The organism is Embleya sp. NPDC025285 (genome assembly GCF_055558835.1).
Genome location: NZ_JBVHLU010000060.1, coordinates 16182 through 33665, shown reverse-complemented (window position 1 = coordinate 33665; position 17484 = coordinate 16182). Strand labels below are relative to the sequence as shown.

The window sequence follows — 17484 nt, the reverse complement described above, 5'->3', positions numbered from 1 at the left end:
AGAGGCGCAGGCAACGTGCCCCGGGGAGGGCGGGCTTCGCCTCCCCTGACCGCCACCGGTCCGGGAGACACGCGACACCCATACGGCCACGACGTGCGGAAGGGACTCTCCTCCGTCGGCACGCATTCGGCCCCTTCGTTCAGTCCCCTCACAAAAGCCCAGGTCAGGACCACAACAAGAGCACACCAGGGACTGAAGGGACTGAGATCTCCAGTTATGAACAGCAGGTGACATCGCCTTCTCTACACGCGCACATACACACGCACGCACGATCACCGGAACCGGAAGATTGGGTCCCTTCAGTCCCTACAGTCCCCACCCCAACAACCCACAGGTCACTGACCTGCACTTTTCGAAGGGACCGAGAAGGGGACCCAACCATGGAACAGCCGCTTCGGCATGTTCCGCCCCTGAGGCGGACGCCGCCACAACACAGGCTTGCCGCCGCCGCGAAGCCCTCGGAGCGCCGCGCCCTTCTCTGGCTTCACCGCGCGATGTGTCACCCCGGGGTCGACACATCGCGTTCGGACTTGCCTCCGGAGGGCAACTTGCTTGCCTCCGGCGAGCAATATCCGTCCACGCCCCAGGTTGTCGAAGGTCCCATTGCCCGACGCCCCTTCCCGGCCGGTCGGGGTTGGCTGCCCATCCCGTCGGGATTCGGGGGCCGTTCAGGGTGTGGGGTGGTGGGCGAGCCAGTCCTGGAGTTCGCGATGGCGGAACTGGTAGGCGATCCCGGTGGTGCGCAGGAGACCGGCCTCGTCGGCACGGTGGAGGAAGCGCCCCAGGCGCCAGGGCAGCCGATGGGGACCGCGACGGACGCACATCAGGAAGGCGATATACCGATGTCCCGCCTCTCCGAACACGCATGCGATCGCAGGGCCGATCGTGGCTCCGATCGCGACCCCGACGCCGGTCCCGAACACCAGGCCGAACGCGAGACCGTAGATGAGGCCGCCCATGGTCCCGATCACGAGTCCGGACACGAGGTCCAGGCGAACGGGGTCGCGTGGACCTTTGCGTCTGAGCGTGTGGTCGTCACTCGTGAATCCGCACAGGTCCAGGAGCACGCACAGGATTCCCCCCGCGATGCCGCCGGCGACTCCACCGATCCCTTCGACCTTCTGGCCGTTCTCGAGGGCGAATCGACCCAGCGGAGCGAGTTCGATACCGCCCTGTGCCACGAACAGGCCTCCGAACAAGAGCCCGGGTATGGCACCGACCAGGAACGCGGGTACGAGCGAGTCCGTGACTCGGCTGCGGCCCTGGCGGTTCCGCAGCTGGGACGGGTTGGCATGCCGTGGTGTCGTCCACGCTCCCCACGCGGTCGACACCAGGGTGGGAAGGAGGATCAGGGCGGTCGCGTCCGCGCCCAGCAGGCCGTACGTCGACGACTCGAAGTCGAGTGTGCCGACGCCCGCCGCGAGCATCACCACCACGCTGACCAGCACCGAGTGGATCCCGCGGGCGCGCTCACCGGCCAGGGGCCACAGGTCGTGCAGGACCAGGTCGCTTCCGGACGGCGTCCTTCCTGCAACCGTCCGTCCGGTGACGGTGTTGGCGTGCAGATATCCGGCGAGGACGGCCAGCCAGCCGTGCACCCGCTCCCGGGTATGGCGCGCGTAGGGCCCGCCGGGAGCGGTGAGCGCTGCGACTGCGGTACGAACGTAGAGCTCGTTGAGGTGGTCCCGCATGGCCGCCGGGCGGGCCAGGGCCGGCGACAGGAGGTTCCGCGGCGCGTGCGGATACGCCCCCGTCCCGGGTTCGCGTTGTTCGTGGACGGTCACGGCGGTGGTCAGCCGCCACGGGGTCGACAGCCCTCGCGCGAGCGTTCCGGACGGGTCGGTGTCCAGAGCGTGGATCACGTCTCTCCACCGCATGGGGTCGTCGACACGGGCGAGGATGAAGTCCCGGGCCTGGGCGGGCGTGACGGGAGTGACCTCGACGCGAGCGGCGTCCCTGGCCCACACGTCCAGCGCCTCGTAGGGACCGCTGCGGCAGGTCACCACCACCCCCGCGAGTTCCCGCCCTCTGGTGTAGGCGTTCAACGCGTGCAGGGCCCGTCGCGCTCGCGGACCCCCGCGAACACCACCGGCGGGTCCACCCGGGGCCCCTCCGGCATCGGTGGCGTCCATCTCGTCCAGCCCATCCAGAACCGGCAGGATCATGCCCGCCTCGACCAACGCCTTCGCGGTGTCGCCGGCCATCTGGTACACCCGTTCCAGATGCTCGCGCACCCAAGTCTCCACCGCCCGGCCCGCTTCGGCGGCATGCCCGACACGGCCCGCATCGTCGTCCGGCAGGGTGGTCCAGGACGCCAGGGACATCCGCACCGGCACCGGGTCCCTCGTGTCACGTCCCTCCAACAGGGCCAACAGGAGCTCGAGGGCCAGAACCGTCTTGCCCGATCCGGGTGCCCCCGTGATCACCAGACGGCGAGGGCGCAACCTTCGGTAGTAGTCGACGACCGCGCCCAGACGCCCGTCGGGATCCGCGCCCGCGGCATTGCGTGCCGGCGCGGGGCGCAGCGCGAAACGCAGGTCGATCGGCTTGTGATCGTTGCCCAACAGCCGCGCCCGCTCCGGGCTTTCGGCACGCAGGACCTTGTCGGCGAGCCGGCCGGCCATCACGGTGACGTCGGTCATCTGCAGGCGAAACGAGACGAACGACATATACGCCGCCCCCACGCCGATGCCCAACCCCGGCAACGCGATGGCCGCGCTCAGCCAATCGACGTCACCCCGCTTGACCTCGTGCGATCCCCACCCGACGACCCACACCACACCCATCAGACACAGCGCGGCCCATGCCCACCCGGCCGCACGCCCCCTACGTCGCCCCATGACTGGTCATCATGACGACCCGCGCCCTTTCCGCGTCGGGCTTTGCCCGATCGCGACACAACGCTGCCGTCACTGCGTTGGGGCGGAGTGACCTTTCCGAACAACGGTACTTCGCCGAGGGACCGCGGCGCGTCCTACACGCCGCCTCCGAGAACACCGGCCGGGAGCCGTGCACATGGGTCGTGACGGACATGTTGTTGCTCGCAGGCGCAACGAGACCAGCCCCCTGCGAGGAGTTTTCGGTCCAGGCTGCGCACGCCCGTTGGCGTCGGTGGGTCGCCGACAACGAGGCCGGCCAGGTGCTCGAAGCACAGTGGGGCCGCTGGCGGTGGTCTCGACCCGGCTGAATTCCGGTGCTGCAGGGACGACGGCGGCTGCAGGGCCGGTTTGCCGACGTTGGCTTGCGCGAGACGGTGGCAGAGCTTCTCCAGCTCGCGCTGCGCGGCAGCGGCCCGGACAACATCACTGTCATCGTGGCCGACGTCCTGGACAGCGACTCCGGCGACACCCCCGCCACACATCGCTCCGACACCCCCATTGTGGTCGGCGCGGTCGCCCGCTCGCCAATCGGGCCGGTCCGCTGCCGCGATCAGGATTGTTGCTCCTCGCCCGGGGCGTCGGGGTCGGCCTCGGCAAGCTCCCCATCCCTGCGGTTCTTCCGCTGCCCGCGCGAACCGGTACCGCGAGGTTGATCACCGCGGTTGCTGTGACGGGGCGGTTCGTCGCCGACTCCCGCTTCGTTGGGGAGCTTGGTGACCTTCAGGCCGGCCAAGCGGCCGCGGGTGGCCTGGCCGGTGTCGCATGTCAAAAGGCGCACGTCGCGGCCTGCGACGGCCCGGATGGTGGCGGCACGTTCGATGATCTCGTCGTCGGCGATCGGTCGGCGGGTGTGCCCCGGCGGGTCCAGGACGATCTCTGTGGTGACCTGTCCGACGATGGATCGACCCTCGCCCGTCGCCCGAGGGTGCAGGGTGCCGGTGGTGCCCGAGGTGATCGCTTCGTCCAGGCGTCCCAGTGTGTGGCCGGCGCGCCATCTGGGGTGGTTGCCGCCCGTTTCCTTGAGCCGGTCGAGTTCGTCGACCACCACGATCGGGAACAGCAGGTGGATCTCCTCGTCGGTGGGCAGGGCCATGACCTCGTGCAGGTCGGTGTCGGCGAGGGGTTGGGGGCTGTTGAGGTAGAAGCTGGAGTCGGCGACGACAAGCCGGATCGGGCCGCTCCAGCGCATGATGTGCTCGTTGAGGGTGTCCACCGCTGCGCCGAGGGCGGCTGCGCGGTCGGTGAGTTCCTGGTCGACGAGGCCGTTGACCAGGCGTTGCTGGACGCTTCCGGCCAGGGTGCCGCAGGCCCCGAGGAGGGCGTAGTAGCGGCGTGTCTGGATGAGGCGGTCAATGTCCTTTCCGCTGACCTGGTCCTGCAGGAGCCGGACGGCGTCGGTGACCCACTCCAGGTATTGCAGCAGCCGCGTGTACGCGGCGGAGGGGGCGGCGCCCCGGAGGTTGGATGCGTCCAGGTGGAGCTTTTTGAGGGTCTCGAGGATGGTGTCTCGGTGGGCGCCCGGCCGCGGGGTGATGAGCATGGGCTGATCGTGCCAGGGCGCGGGTGAGGTGTCGCCGGTACGGCAGGCAGCCGGCGGGATGCGGCAGCGCACACGGTGTCGGCACCGCCTGCGGGCCGCGTGGATCCTCCTGATCAACGCCCCCTCCAGGAGCCGGGGTTGGGTGGCGTAGGTGGGTGAGGCGGGTTGCAGGTCCAAGCGCCCGTTGTCGGGAGCGTAGTGGCCGACGCGGACGGGTTCGCCGTACTCGGGACAGGCCCGAGGCCAATCCGAGGCGTTGCCCACCCGCATTCGAGCGGGCAACAGATGCTGGCAACGGGCCTGCCCGCCCGTTGGTCGTCACCGGTCTCCGCGATCGGGCCGGGAGCGGTGGTGCTGGTGCGGCGCGGCCGGCCGTGAGGGCGCCGCTCGTTTGCGTCCGCCTCTGGAGCGATCTTTGGGCCTGTGGCCCGGAGTGGAAGCGACCCGGCAAGCGTGTAGTCGACGCCGTCACCTGCGGAGGTATCGCGCGGCAGCCATTCCCGGCTGCTTCATTGGTTGGTCAGCCACCAGGCGATCCAGCCTCCCATGGTGGTCCCGACTCCGGTCGCGGCGCCGTGCACCGCGGTCACGGTGAGGGACCGGCCCACACGAACCGCGCGCGCTCGAACGCGGACTCGTCGGATGGTGGGCGGCACAGAGGCAGGGGCGATACCGTCCAGGTTCGTCTCGCGAGTCGGGTCGCTCTCCCGCATCAAGACGTTGTCGAACAGCCAAAGAGCGGTCTTGGAGTAGATCTTGCGGATGCATCGTCCGTGCCTTGTACGACAGCGAGCAGTCGTCGAACCGATCGGGGCCGTCTCGGGGTTCGGCTCGATATTCGTCGGTGTGATCTCTTCGGTGATTGGAGCCCGGTCGATGTCCATAGCAGTCCCTCGAATGTCCGGTAGCCGCGCGCAGATTCGGGCCAAACAATCCGAGTTCTGAGGCGGACGCCTCCTTGCTGAGGCGTGATCCAACCATCAAGCCGAAGGTGTCCACCATGGACGATCGGCCACAAAATCGGACGGTCCGGCATCATGTCCGGACGGTTCCGGACGGCTCCGGATCGAGGAGGCAAGGGATGGGAAGGACCGGGGATTTGAAGCGGCCTGTGTTGAGCGACGGTCCGCTGAAGGATCTCAACGATGCTCTGCACGAGTTGCACCTGAGAGCCGGGCTGCCGTCGTTGACCATGATGAGTAAGGCGATGGGCAACAGAATCGGTCGGAGCAGCTTGCACGAAGCGTTTTCCGGCACGAATCGCCCCGCTTGGGACACCGTGGACGCTTTGGTGGAGATCCTGGGCAGTCGGGCGCGTGGCACCACGGCCGAGCGCGAGTTGGACCTGTTCGACAGACTGTGGAGGCTCGCCGCCAGCGCCACACTCGCCGAACCCCAGAGCCAGCCGACAGCGGAGAGCCGGGAGGCTTCCGAATCCACACTCGCGGACCACTGGGTTCTGAGCGTGGAAATAGCTGGATTCACAGGAATTTCGGACGTATTGCAAGTGCAACGCCGCCGATGTCTGTTTGTGATGCTCGGCGAAGCCCTCGAGTTTTCCGGGATGTCGACCGCCGGTCGCGTCGACCTCGGAGACGGCGTCGTTCTCACGGCACCCGTCGAGTCGACCGGACCCGGATCGGTCCTGGGTTTCCTACTTCATCTCCAAAGGCTCCTCCACCGGGGAAGCAAGGACATCGCGGATCTTCGCCTTCGCGTGTCCGTCGCCCGAGGCCTGCTCGGCTTCTCCGACGCGGGGTGGACAGGCTCCGCGTTGTCGGCCTCGACGCGGATGCTTGAAACCCATCACTTGCGTCGACTCGTAAACGTTGAATCAACCGCGCGGCTGGGGGTCATCGTCACAGCGGAGACACGCGACACGCTGGTCGATCGCGCGTATCTCGGATTCGACGCCACCATGCTCACCCCCGTCACAGTGCAGACCAAGGGCGAAAGCTTCCGGGCTTGGATGTTCCCGGCCGAGACGGAACCACAGACAGCACGAAGCGGACCATGAGCAGGTATCCGACCCCAGGTAGGAGGCGAACGCCGTCGTCGCACCGGCACACCCGTTTTCGATCGCCACGCGCTTAAGTGGGGCGGAAATGCGTCCGGTTCCCGCCGCCGACGGCCTTCGCGCACGTCGCCCCGTCGGCGGGTGCGGTCTCGTCGAACGTAACACCCGGGGTCCTTCACCGAGCGTCCCGACCCCGGTGGCGGTCGGCCTTCGGACCGACCGAGGATCGCAACTGGTTCGCCGCAATGGCAATCGCGATCGGTGCCGAGTGGCGGTCGACCTTCGGGTCGACCGAGGGTCGCAACTCCGCCGTGTTGGCCAAGTGCGACGCGCGGATGTCGTGGCGGTCGGCTCACGAGCCGACCGAGGATCGCAAAAGCAGACATTATTGACGTGTGTGGGTTTCCCCTCGGCTCCGCGCCGGTCGGTGTTCGGGCTTGCCGATGTTCGATGCGCAGAGTGCGTTTGGCGCCAAGGGATAGGCTGCGCTTGCGGTCGGTGCCGCAACGGCCGCAGCGGACGGTGGTCTTCTGCTTCGGAACCCCAAGCGCACACGCGACACGCCTACTGCGCCGAAGTCGAAGGTCCGCTTTGTTCACGAACGATGATGCCGGTGGGCTTCCGAACGCAGTGCCTTTGGCGGGATTTCCCTGCTTGGACAGGGGTGGCGGTCGCCCTTCAGGGCGAGCGGGGATCGCAACCGGTGGACGATCACAGTCAGTCGTCGCGACCCCAGGGTGGCGGTCGCCCTTCAGGGCGACCGGGGATCGCAATTAGTAACTACTACGCGCGCGCGCGAGACGCGCGCCAGTTGCGGTCGACCTTCGGGTCGACCGAGGGTCGTGACTTGCACGTGGGCCGCTGCATGGTCACGGTTCACGGTGGCGCCGGGTGGGTCGAACGGGCGCTCTAACCTGTGGGCATGAGTCTCTACTTCGACCCCGGGACCGCGATCGACGACAACGATCGCAAGTCGTTCCTGGCTCGTTGGGAGGAGCGGCTCTGGTTGAACGTACCCGGGCCCTTGTACTGCGGTGAGACCGACACCTGCTGGACGGGACGGCTCTCGGCCCCCGACCACGTCCTCTACGGCGAGGACTACTTCACCGAGTACATCTACCGCCAGCCCCGGTCGGCGGCCGAGACGGCGCTCCTGGTCGAGGCTGCGGAGTGCGAGGTGTTCGGCCGTTACGGTTGCGACGGCGACACTAACTGGACCCCGTCGGCGGTTCGGGACCGGTGGCGTGATCGGGGACGGATCACGCGGTACCTGGCACAGGAACACCACGACTGGGCCGACGACCCCGAAGCGGTGAGGCAGGGCGTCCGGGCGGGGATCCGGGGCTTTGCGTCCTACATCGACGGCGAGTTGGCCACCGATCTGCGCATCTACATGTACTGGCTGGAAGAGCGACGGTTGCCCGAGCCGGGCAACCGGCTGCCCGATCTCTAATCGGGTCCCGCACGAGAGGCTCCTCCCGCTGCCTGCGATGAGGGGCAGTCGACCGCAAGGGAGCGGCGCTTCATCCCGCCCGCGACGCAGGGCACCGGTATCGGCGTGGCCCCGGGGGTCAGCGTGCGGCCGGGAGGCTCACGCGCGGGGTGGTCGGGGTGGGCGTGGGGGTGGTTGCCTGGGCCGGGTGTTCGCGCAGGAGCAGGCCGGCGGTGAGTGCCACCAGGCAGGCGGTGAGGCCGTGGATGCCGAGGGCCGTGACGGTGGAGCCGTCGTTGCTCAGCACGATCGTCATGTCGCCGGCCGGGATGAAGGTCATGGCGAGCATCGTCCAGCCCAGTGCCCGACGGTGTCCGGTCAGCAGGAGGGCGAAGATGACCAGCCCGGTGCCGATGTCGCGGACGCCCTTGACGGCGAGGAACCCGGTGCCCTGGTGTTCGGGCCAGGTGGGCAGGCCGAAGCCGGACGCGGTCGACTGCGGGGCGAACAGGTAGGCCAGGCCGACGTAGATGATGAACGCGCCACCGAGCGCGGCCAGAATGGTGGTGAGGGTCCTGAGCTTCATGGGTGTTCTCCCGAGTGTCGGGCCGGTGGGACCGGCCGTCGTCGCCTTGTGGGGAAAACACTCGCCGAGTGGCCCTGGAAGGCACATGGAAGCGACTTGGAGGCAACCCGGACGGCGAGCGGGGAGCCGCCGGGGCCGGGCCCGGACGGCCCGCCGACACGTGGTGGCCGCGCCCGCCGCCAACGTCCGCATCGCCGACCGCATCCTCGTCACGGACACCGGACGCATCCTCGAGACCGGACCTTCGACGAACTCGTCGACGCCGGCAGCCCCTTCAGCGAGCTCCACAAACTCCAGCAGCGCTGAAGCGAAGCAACCCCGCAGGCGCCCCGGGTTCGTCCGGTGCGGGAACCCCTGCAGTTGCCGGCACCTGCACTCCGGTGGCAGAGAGGCCACAGCGCCCCTTCGGCCAGGACGAGGGAACATCCCCGCGAGCGCGGGGCCGACTGCGTGACCTGGTGTTCTACCAGCGGGTAATGGTGTTTTTGATTAGTTGTATCTTGCCACCAGGCTTGGATCATTTGTCGTCTGTCTTCGGTGGCCTGCCGATCGACTCATCCGAGATCGTTGATTGTCCTGCTCATGGTGAACGGGCCGCGCTCGACAGCACCGTAGTTGACCCGGAGGCTCGCGGGTTCCGCTTCTGCGGGTCGTGTGGCTGATCGCCCGTTGAGTCGTTGCTTCACCTGCCCGCCGTACGTCGCGATCATGCTCTCTCTGGCTCTTGCCGATCTGTAGGTAACGGAAGGGCGTGTCTGGTCGCCGGGCTCGAGCTCAAGGCCCCTCGTTGAAGAATTCGTCGGGCTCGGCTCGCGACTTCACGTCTTGTGTCAGTGCGACCTCGTAGAGTCCCGGCCTCGTTGTCGATGGAGGAGTGGACCATGCCGGATGCATCGGGCGATTTACTGCGGATCAGAGGCGATCACGCTGCCCTCCTGGGCGCGTTGTGGGGCAAATCCGCAGGTAAGGCCGGCGGGCGCGTCAATCTGTTGCTGTCGCATCTGCTGGACACCGCTGCCGTGGCGGAGCTGATCTGGGATCGCTACCTCGCTCCGTCGACTCGCCGGGCGCTCGACGAGCTTGCGGGTGGGAGAGGACGAGGGAAGCGGCTGTTCTGTTGGTTGTGTGCCGTGCACGATGTCGGTAAGGCGACACCACCCTTCCAGCAGATGGATCGTGCGGGCTCCCAGGCCGTGAAGGCAGCCGGCTTGGGTTGGCGGAGGGAGGCCGGGCCCAGGGAATGGCAGCACGATCGCGCGGGTGGGCGCGTGTTGATCGATCAGCTGCGGGCCTCCGGGTGGCGGGATGAACAGGTCGACTGGGTGTGGCCGCTTGTGGCAGGGCACCATGGGCTCTTCCCGACCATGGGGTCTTTGGCCCTGCGAGGAAGTAAGCGCACCCTCTTCAATGGGGACGCGCGGTGGGAGATCGCCCAACGGGCCCTGCTGGAGGTGGTGACCGCCGCGCTCGGGTTCGAGTCCGTGATCGAGGTGGAACCGGTGCGGGCTCCTTCTCGGGCGACGCAGCTTCAGGTGAGCGGCTTGATCGTCATGGCTGACTGGATCGCCAGCGACGAGAAGCACTTCGTGGGCGTCGACTCCCTGGCGTCTTTGGGCATGGAACCCTCGCGTGAACGCGCCGCCAAGGCCTGGGAGGAGCTGGGTCTGAGGGGCGGCTGGGGGAACCTGCCGCCTCCCGGCGCCGACGTGTTCCGGGAGCGGTTCGGTGAGGAACCGCGGCCGTCGCAGGCCATGGTGTTGCGGGCCGCGCGCGAGATGACCGAGCCGGGATTGATGATCGTCGAGGCTCCGATGGGAGAGGGAAAGACGAAGGCCGCGTTCGCCGCGGCGGAGGTCCTGGCCTCGCGGTTCGGCGCCGATGGGGTGTTCATGGGGATGCCGACGCAGGCCACCTGCGATCCGATGTTCGATCAGATGCGCGCCTGGTTGCGCGGCATCGACCCGGAACTCGTTACCCAGGTGGCCCTCTTGCACGGCAAAAGCAGGTTCAACCCCGAGTGGAAGACACAAGCCGACGCCGGGGCGGGCCCCCGGAGCGCACGGTTTTCCGGTGTCGACGAGTTCGGCTTCGATTGCTGCGACGATCCCTACCTGGACGGCGGAGGCGGCACGGTCGCCCAAGCGCTCGCCGGGTGGTTCCTGGGCCGCCATCGGGGCCTGCTGGCGCCTTTCGTCGTCGGCACGATCGACCAGTTGTTGTTTGCGGCGACGCGTACGAAGCACGTGATGCTGCGGATGGCCGGGCTCGCGGGCAAGGTCGTCATTCTCGACGAGGTACACGCCGCGGACGTGTACATGGGGCAGTTCCTGCAGGAGGCGCTCCGGTGGCTCGGGCAGGCCGGCGTCCCGGTCGTGATGCTGTCCGCGACCCTCGCGCCCGCGCAGCGCCACACGCTGGTGGGCGCCTACCTCGCGGGCGCGGCTTCGCGGACCGAATGTGATCTGTCCGACTGGGTCGAGCCGCGGGGCTATCCGTGCGCGACGTCGGCTTGGTGGGACGGGGAACGAGCCCGGTTCGGTATCGACGCGGCGCCCGCGTGGCGCGAGGTGCAGTTGCGCGAGGGCGAGACGATTCCTGCGGTCCGGCTCGAGGTACTGCCGGAGACGGTGACCGGGACCGACGAGAATCGCGCGGCCGCGCAGCGCGTCGCGGACGACGCGGTCGCCGACCTCCTGGCGGATCGGCTCGCCGACGGCGGTTGTGCCCTGGTCATTCGCAACACGGTCGGGCGAGCCCAGTCGTTGACGAAAGTCCTGATCGAGCGGTTCGGCAAAGGGGAAGTCCGGCTGCTCCACGGCCGGTTGACCGTGCAGGAACGGGCCGATCGAACCCGGGCCGCCCTGAACGCACTCGGAGCATCGGACGGGGATCGCGTCCGTCCGGCCCGTTTGGTGCTCGTGGCGACGCAGTTGGCCGAGCAATCCTTCGACGTCGACGCGGATCTCCTGATCACGGATCTGACCACGGTCGATCTGCTGCTGCAGCGGATCGGGAGGCTGCATCGTCACACGGGCAGGGTCCGCCCGCATGCCGTGCGCGAACCCCGAGTCGTGGTGACCGGATTCGCTCCCACCGACGACGGACCACCGGACATGCTCGGGGCGTCCGAGGCGATCTACGGACGCTGGCCGCTGCTCCGGACCGCGGCGCTGGTCCTCGAAGCCGCCGCGCGAGACGGTTGGCGCGTACCCGCGCAGGTTCCCGAACTCGTCGGCCGCATCTACGGGCGGACGCGCGACGTGGTCCCGGCGGCGTGGCAGTCGGCGGAGGACGAGGCCCTCCTGGTCTGGGAGGACGACAGGCGCGGCCGCATCGAGAACGCCGAGCGCTTCCTGCTGACCCGCCTCGGCGAGCACGAGAACCCGACGCTCGAGGGATTGCATTTCGCGGGGGCGTTGGACGGGGGCGAGCGCGGTCTCCAGGCCGTCGTGCGCGACGGCCTGCCCAGTGTCGAGGCCGTCCTGGTGGTCGGCGAGCCCGGCGGCGGATACCGGACACCGACCGGCCGTGCCCTGACGGTGAACGGTGACGTCGCCGAGGTCCTGCTCGACGAAGTTCTGGGCGGGACGGTGCGGTTGTCGACGGGCCAGAGCCGGGTCGCGCAGAAGGAGTTGAAGCCACTGCCCGGATGGCTGGGCGACCCCTGGCTGCAGCACAGCCCGGCCCTCGTCCTGAACGCGGACGGACGGGTGGAACTCGGCGGCTACACCCTGCGGTACGACCGCGTGCTCGGGCTCGTGGAGGAGACCGCACCCGACTTCGCGGGCCGTCCTAAAAGACGGCGGTAGGCGCGGTCGGGACCGTCGACGACGATCCCGACCGCCCCCGCGAACGCGGGGCCCACCCGGCGACCTGGGTCGGTGCGAGACACGGACACGGGTCATCCCCGCAAACGACGCGGGGCCCGGGCCGGATTCTTCCATTCCGCCGCGTCGCTCTCGTCGAGTGTGCCAGGGTTTTTACCGAAACCTCTTTTAGACAAGGACAGTTGGGGGCTATTCAGCATGCCCACATTCAGCCTGGTGGACGACCCGTGGCTGACCCTCGCCCCGAAGGGTGGAGGGCCGCCCGAACTCCACTCCGGGCGCCACGCCGTGATCAATGCCGCCGACTTCGAAGGCATCGTCGTCGAACTGCCGACCCAGGCACCGGCACTCCTGCGCCAGTTCTTCCTGCCGATCGTCAGATCGGCACTCGATCCACCCCGCGGCCGCTCCGGATGGCTCGAGCGCTTCCGCGCCGGCGCCTTCGACAAGGACGAGAAGAAGCGGCTGAACACCTACTTCGACACCCATCACGACCGGTTCGACCTCTTCCACCCCAGACACCCGTTCGCCCAGGTCGCGGGACTGCGCACCACCAAGGACGAGACCAAGGGATCCGCGCTGCTCGTCGCGACCGCCGCCACCGGCAACAACGTGCCGCTGTTCGCGTCGCGGACCGAGGGCGACCCGCTGCCGCTCACACCCGCCGAGGCCGCCCACTGGCTGCTGCACACCCACTGCTGGGACACCGCCGCGATCAAGACCGGCGCCGCCGACGACCCCCAGGCGAAAGCAGGCAAGACGACCGGCAACCCGACCGGCCCCCTCGGACAACTCGGCGTGGTGGTGCCGACCGGCCGCAACCTGTACGAGACCCTCCTCCTGAACACGCCGTACCGCACGGGCGCCATCCCCGGCGACAAACCCCAATGGGAGCAGCCCCCGGCCGGACACACGTGGAAACCCCGAGGAGCCCACGGCCTCCTCGACCTGTGGACCTGGCAGTCACGCCGGATCCGACTCGTTCCCCAGGAGACCAACGACGGGACGATCCGGGTCACCCGCGTGATCATCACCGCGGGCGACCGCCTCAAGGAGACCCCGGACTTCGAACCGCACACCGCCTGGTCGATCCCCCCGACAAGCAAGAAGACCACCCAGGGACCCTTGCGCCGCCCGCGTCGCCACCAGCCGGGAAGGGCGGCCTGGCGCGGCCTGGACGCGCTCCTGGAAGCGGACGCGCGGATGTCCACCGGAGCGGGCAAGACCTCGGCCGGCTTCGAGACGAGCGCGCTGGTCGACCAACTCCGCGACCTGGGCGACGCGCTCCCCCACGACTACCCCATCCAACTGGAGATGACCGGGATGTCGTATGGGACCCAGTCGGCCGTGGTCGACGACGTCCTCTTCGACGCCATCCCACTGCCGCTGACCGCACTCGCCGCCGACAGCCCCGCCCGCGAAGCCCTACTCGAAGCCGCCGAACAGGCCGAGGAACTCGCCCGCGCGATCAACCACCTCTCTGCCGACCTGCGCCGCGCGGCGGGCGCCGACCCGATCCCCTGGGACAAGGGCCAACGACCCGGCGAACTCCTGCTGCACGCCCTCGACCCGCTGATGCGTCGACTGCTCGCGGGCCTGCGCAAAGCCGGCGAAGACGCCGACCGGGTCGAACGCGGCCTGCTCGCATGGGAACAACTCGCCTGGCGGCACGCGAACGACATCGCCGACCAGGTCGTCACCGCCGCCGCGCCGGGAGTGTTCGGCGGGCGCACCGTCGACGACAACGGCCGCGAACGCACCTATCGCCTGGCCACCGCCGACGACAACTTCCGATTCCAGCTCCGACGCACCCTCACCCGGGCCGTCGAGGCAGCCGAGGCCGCACGGCGCAACGCCGCAAAACCACAAGAGGACGAGGATGACAACGCCTGACATCCAACAGGGCGAGCGGTACTGGGACACCCGCATCGGCGTCGACGGCCGCTGGCGCATCGACCACGCCACCGGATACGTCGGCCCGCCACCCGGCGCCGACCTCGCGGCGATGCGCACCGGCCTGGGACGCGCCCCCGGCGAGGCATGGGCGGTATGGACGTTCTGCGTCTCCGAAGTCGACGAACGCCTCGCCCGCCAGGACCGCATGTCCGCCGAACAACGGGCCGAACACGCCGCGTTGGCCCTGTACGGCCTCCACCAGCAGTCGCAGTCGACACCCATGCACAAGGCCGGCGTACGCCCCGCCCAGGCCCTGCGCGCCCTGCGCGCCTCGGGAAAGTTCAGCGAACAAGCCGTCGACAGGCGCGTGGACGCCGCCGCCACCGCCACCCGACCCGAAGCGCTCCACATCCACCTGCGCGGCCTGATCACCCAACTGCGCACCGTCGCCCAACCACTCGACTACAACGCGTTGCTCGAAGACCTGCGCGAGTTCGAACAGCCCGACGGACGCCGCCGAGTCCGCAGGCGCTGGGGCCGCGACTACCACGGCTGGAAACCGGACGCCGAACCCAAGCCGTGACACACGCGCCCCACATTCACCCGATCCCACGAACCCCGGAGAAACCGATGACCCTCGCCCGCACGTACGTCGACATCCACATCCTGCAGACCGTCCCACCCGCCAACCTCAACCGCGACGACCAGGGCAACCCCAAGGAGGCCTACTTCGGCGGCGTCCGCCGCGCCCGCGTCTCCTCCCAGGCATGGAAACGCGCCACCCGCATGGAGTTCGCCTCCCACCAGCCCCAAGGCGAGCAGGGCACCCGCACCAAGCGCATCGCCGCGGAACTCGCCACCCGCCTCGGCCGCACCGGCCTCGACGCCGAACAGGCACAGCGACTCGCGACCGCACTGCTCACCCCACTGGGCGTCAAACCCGGCAAGAAGGCCGGCGACACCGCCTACCTGCTGTTCTACGGCCACCGCCAGGTCGAGGACATCGTCGACCTGGTCGCCGACGACGCCAAAGACCTCGTCGCGCTCGACGACACGGCCCTGGTCGAGGCCGTGAAGAACCTGCCCGTCGCCGACCGCCTCCGCACCGGACACCCCATGGACGTCGCCCTCTTCGGCCGCATGGTCGCCGACATCCCCTCCCTCAACGTCGACGCCGCCACCCAAGTCGCCCACGCCCTGTCCACCCACGCCGTCGAACTCGAATTCGACTACTACACCGCCGTCGACGACCGGAACACCGCCGAGGAAACCGGCGCCGGCATGATCGGCACCATCGGCTTCAACTCCGCCACCCTCTACCGCTACGCCACGATCGGACTCCACCAACTCGAAGCCAACCTCGGCGACCCCGACGCCGCCATCCAAGCCGTCCGGCTCTTCGTCCAGGACTTCGCCCGCGCCGTCCCCTCCGGACACCAGAACACCTTCGCCCACCGCACCCTGCCCAGCCTCGTCGCCGTCGCCATCCGCAGCGACCAACCCGTCAACCTCGTCTCCGCCTTCGAGGAACCCGTCCCCGGCACCGACGGCATCGCCGCCGACTCCGCCATCCGCCTCGCCGGGGAGTACGCCCGCGTCACCCAGGCCTGGGGCGGCCCGCAACACATCGACGTCTGCCACACCTTCGACACCAAATCCCCCGCCGGCATGCAACTCGCGGAGGTCTTCGGCGACCAGAGGCCGTTCCCCGCACTGCTCACCGACCTGACGGGCCGGCTCGAGGCGAGGAAGAACGCGTGACCACCGACCGCCGGGTGCTGCTGCTGCGCCTCGCCGGGCCGATGCAGTCCTGGGGCGACCGCAGCGCGTTCAACCGACGCGAGACCCGCCCCGAACCCACCAAATCCGGGATCGTCGGACTGCTCGCGGCCGCCGCCGGGCGCCGCCGCGAGGAGGACATCGAGGACCTGGCCGGGCTGCGACTGGGCGTACGCGTCGACCAGGCCGGGTCGCTGATGCGCGACTACCACACGGTCAGCGACTACCGCGGGCAACCCCTGCCGCAGGCGGGAGTGTCCGCCAAGGGCATCCAGAAGCCGACGTCGCCCGCCAAACACACCCACATCACACAGCGCTTCTACCTCCAGGACGCCGTCTTCGTCGCGGGCGTCGAAGGACCGACCGACCTGATCACGACCCTCTCCACGGCGATCTCCAACCCGGCCTTCCCGCTCGCGCTCGGCCGCCGATCGTGCGTACCCACCCAGCCCGTGAACCTGGGCCTGCGCGAAACGGGCCTGGAGGCGGCGCTGACCGCCGAGGTCTGGCAGATCGGCGACCACGCCCGCAGACGCCACACGGGCAAGGGCCGACCCGCCACCGTGCAACTGTCGGCGACCTTCGACGACACCGACGGCGACGACGTCGCACACGACCAGCCCGTGTCGTTCGACCCACTGCGACGCGCCTTCACGAGCCGGCGCATCCGCCACGACTGGCTGACCGTACCCTCCGGATTCCACAACCCGGACCAAGGCACCGGCGCCACCGGTCACGACCCCTTCGCACTCCTGGACTGGTGACCCATGCCCTACCTGTCCCGCGTCCGCCTCAACCCGCTGCGCGGCGAGAGCCGCACCCTCCTCGCCAATCCCCGAGCGATGCACGGCGCCGTCATGGGCGGCGTCGCCGACCGGCCCACCGAGGAACGCGTCCTGTGGCGACTGGACACCGACAACCCACGACGGCCGATGCTGTTCGTCCTCACCGAATCCAAGCCCGACTGGACCCACATCGTCGAACGCGCAGGATGGCCCGACGCCGACGGCGAACACGCCGCCGTACGCGACTACACACCACTCCTCGCACGGATCGCGATCGGACGCGAGTTCGCCTTCCGACTCACCGCGAACCCCGTACAGAACACGAGCACACCCCAGGCACCCTCGACCATCCAGGACAAACGCAAGTCCGAGACCCACACACGATCCTTCCGCATCGGCCACCGCACCGCCGCCGACCAGATGGCCTGGTTCCTCAAGCGCTGCGAACGCTGGGGATTCACGGTCCCTCAAGCACGAACGGACCCCGCGGCACCAGGCCTCGACGCCCCCGAAAGCGGCGCGGCCGCACGTGAAGCCCGGATCACCGCACGACAACGCCACTCGTTCGGCAAGGACGGCCGCGGCAAACCTCCCGTGGTCCTGACCACGGCCACCTTCGAGGGACGGCTCCGCGTGACCGACGCCGCCCTGTTCGCGGAAAGACTGGTCGGGGGCATCGGCCCGGGAAAGGCCTACGGCTGCGGCCTGATGACCCTCGCCGCGTTGCCGGAGGAGTCCTGAAC

Annotated in this window: 12 protein-coding genes and 1 pseudogene; 9 read left to right on the top strand and 4 right to left on the bottom strand. The window is 68.9% G+C overall.

Annotated features, from left to right (window positions below; all coding sequences use genetic code 11):
• Positions 1-668: 668 nt before the first annotated feature.
• The gene (locus ACZ4FV_RS32545; RefSeq protein WP_465323941.1) at positions 669-2840 is read right to left on the bottom strand and encodes an NACHT domain-containing protein; all 2172 of its coding nucleotides are present in this window, start codon (positions 2838-2840) and stop codon (positions 669-671) included.
• Positions 2841-3238: 398 nt separating this feature from the next.
• Here ACZ4FV_RS32545 and ACZ4FV_RS32540 point away from each other — a divergent pair.
• Positions 3239-3403 (top strand): annotated as a pseudogene (locus tag ACZ4FV_RS32540) (protein phosphatase); the annotation flags it as partial.
• 26 nt (positions 3404-3429) lie between these two features.
• Here the strand turns inward: ACZ4FV_RS32540 and ACZ4FV_RS32535 are convergent.
• On the bottom strand, positions 3430-4419 hold the full coding sequence (locus ACZ4FV_RS32535) for a PIN domain-containing protein (RefSeq protein ID WP_465323940.1): 990 nt from the start codon (positions 4417-4419) through the stop codon (positions 3430-3432).
• A 509-nt stretch (positions 4420-4928) separates the two neighbouring features.
• The gene (locus ACZ4FV_RS32530; RefSeq protein WP_465323939.1) at positions 4929-5303 is read right to left on the bottom strand and encodes a hypothetical protein; all 375 of its coding nucleotides are present in this window, start codon (positions 5301-5303) and stop codon (positions 4929-4931) included.
• A 197-nt stretch (positions 5304-5500) separates the two neighbouring features.
• Here ACZ4FV_RS32530 and ACZ4FV_RS32525 point away from each other — a divergent pair, with 197 nt between their 5' ends.
• Positions 5501-6436: a hypothetical protein gene (locus tag ACZ4FV_RS32525; protein ID WP_465323938.1), complete on the top strand. Its 936-nt coding sequence runs from the start codon at positions 5501-5503 to the stop codon at positions 6434-6436.
• A gap of 922 nt (positions 6437-7358) precedes the next feature.
• Positions 7359-7889 (top strand): ferredoxin, encoded by a 531-nt coding sequence (locus ACZ4FV_RS32520; RefSeq protein ID WP_465323937.1) that lies wholly within the window; start codon positions 7359-7361, stop codon positions 7887-7889.
• A gap of 118 nt (positions 7890-8007) precedes the next feature.
• Here the strand turns inward: ACZ4FV_RS32520 and ACZ4FV_RS32515 are convergent, their stop codons facing one another.
• Positions 8008-8454: a DUF4267 domain-containing protein gene (locus tag ACZ4FV_RS32515; protein ID WP_465323936.1), complete on the bottom strand. Its 447-nt coding sequence runs from the start codon at positions 8452-8454 to the stop codon at positions 8008-8010.
• Positions 8455-9335: 881 nt separating this feature from the next.
• On the opposite strand from ACZ4FV_RS32515, the gene cas3 reads away from it, so the two are divergent.
• The 6 genes from cas3 (at position 9336) to cas6e (ending at position 17482) form a co-directional block, all read left to right on the top strand.
• Complete coding sequence (gene cas3 / locus ACZ4FV_RS32510; protein WP_465323935.1) at positions 9336-12263, top strand: CRISPR-associated helicase Cas3'; 2928 nt, start codon at positions 9336-9338, stop codon at positions 12261-12263.
• Between the two features lie 216 nt (positions 12264-12479).
• Entirely contained in the window at positions 12480-14174 is a 1695-nt protein-coding gene (gene casA, locus ACZ4FV_RS32505) for a type I-E CRISPR-associated protein Cse1/CasA (protein ID WP_465323934.1), read from the top strand.
• A complete protein-coding gene (gene casB / locus ACZ4FV_RS32500; protein ID WP_465323933.1) occupies positions 14161-14760 on the top strand; it encodes a type I-E CRISPR-associated protein Cse2/CasB in 600 nt (199 codons plus the stop codon). Before casA ends, casB begins: the two co-directional genes overlap by 14 nt.
• 47 nt (positions 14761-14807) lie before the next feature.
• Positions 14808-15938: a type I-E CRISPR-associated protein Cas7/Cse4/CasC gene (gene cas7e, locus ACZ4FV_RS32495; RefSeq protein WP_465323932.1), complete on the top strand. Its 1131-nt coding sequence runs from the start codon at positions 14808-14810 to the stop codon at positions 15936-15938.
• Between the two features lie 41 nt (positions 15939-15979).
• Positions 15980-16720 (top strand): type I-E CRISPR-associated protein Cas5/CasD, encoded by a 741-nt coding sequence (gene cas5e / locus ACZ4FV_RS32490; RefSeq protein WP_402239519.1) that lies wholly within the window; start codon positions 15980-15982, stop codon positions 16718-16720.
• 3 nt (positions 16721-16723) lie between these two features.
• Positions 16724-17482: a type I-E CRISPR-associated protein Cas6/Cse3/CasE gene (gene cas6e, locus ACZ4FV_RS32485; RefSeq protein ID WP_465323931.1), complete on the top strand. Its 759-nt coding sequence runs from the start codon at positions 16724-16726 to the stop codon at positions 17480-17482.
• The last annotated feature ends 2 nt before the right edge of the window (positions 17483-17484 follow it).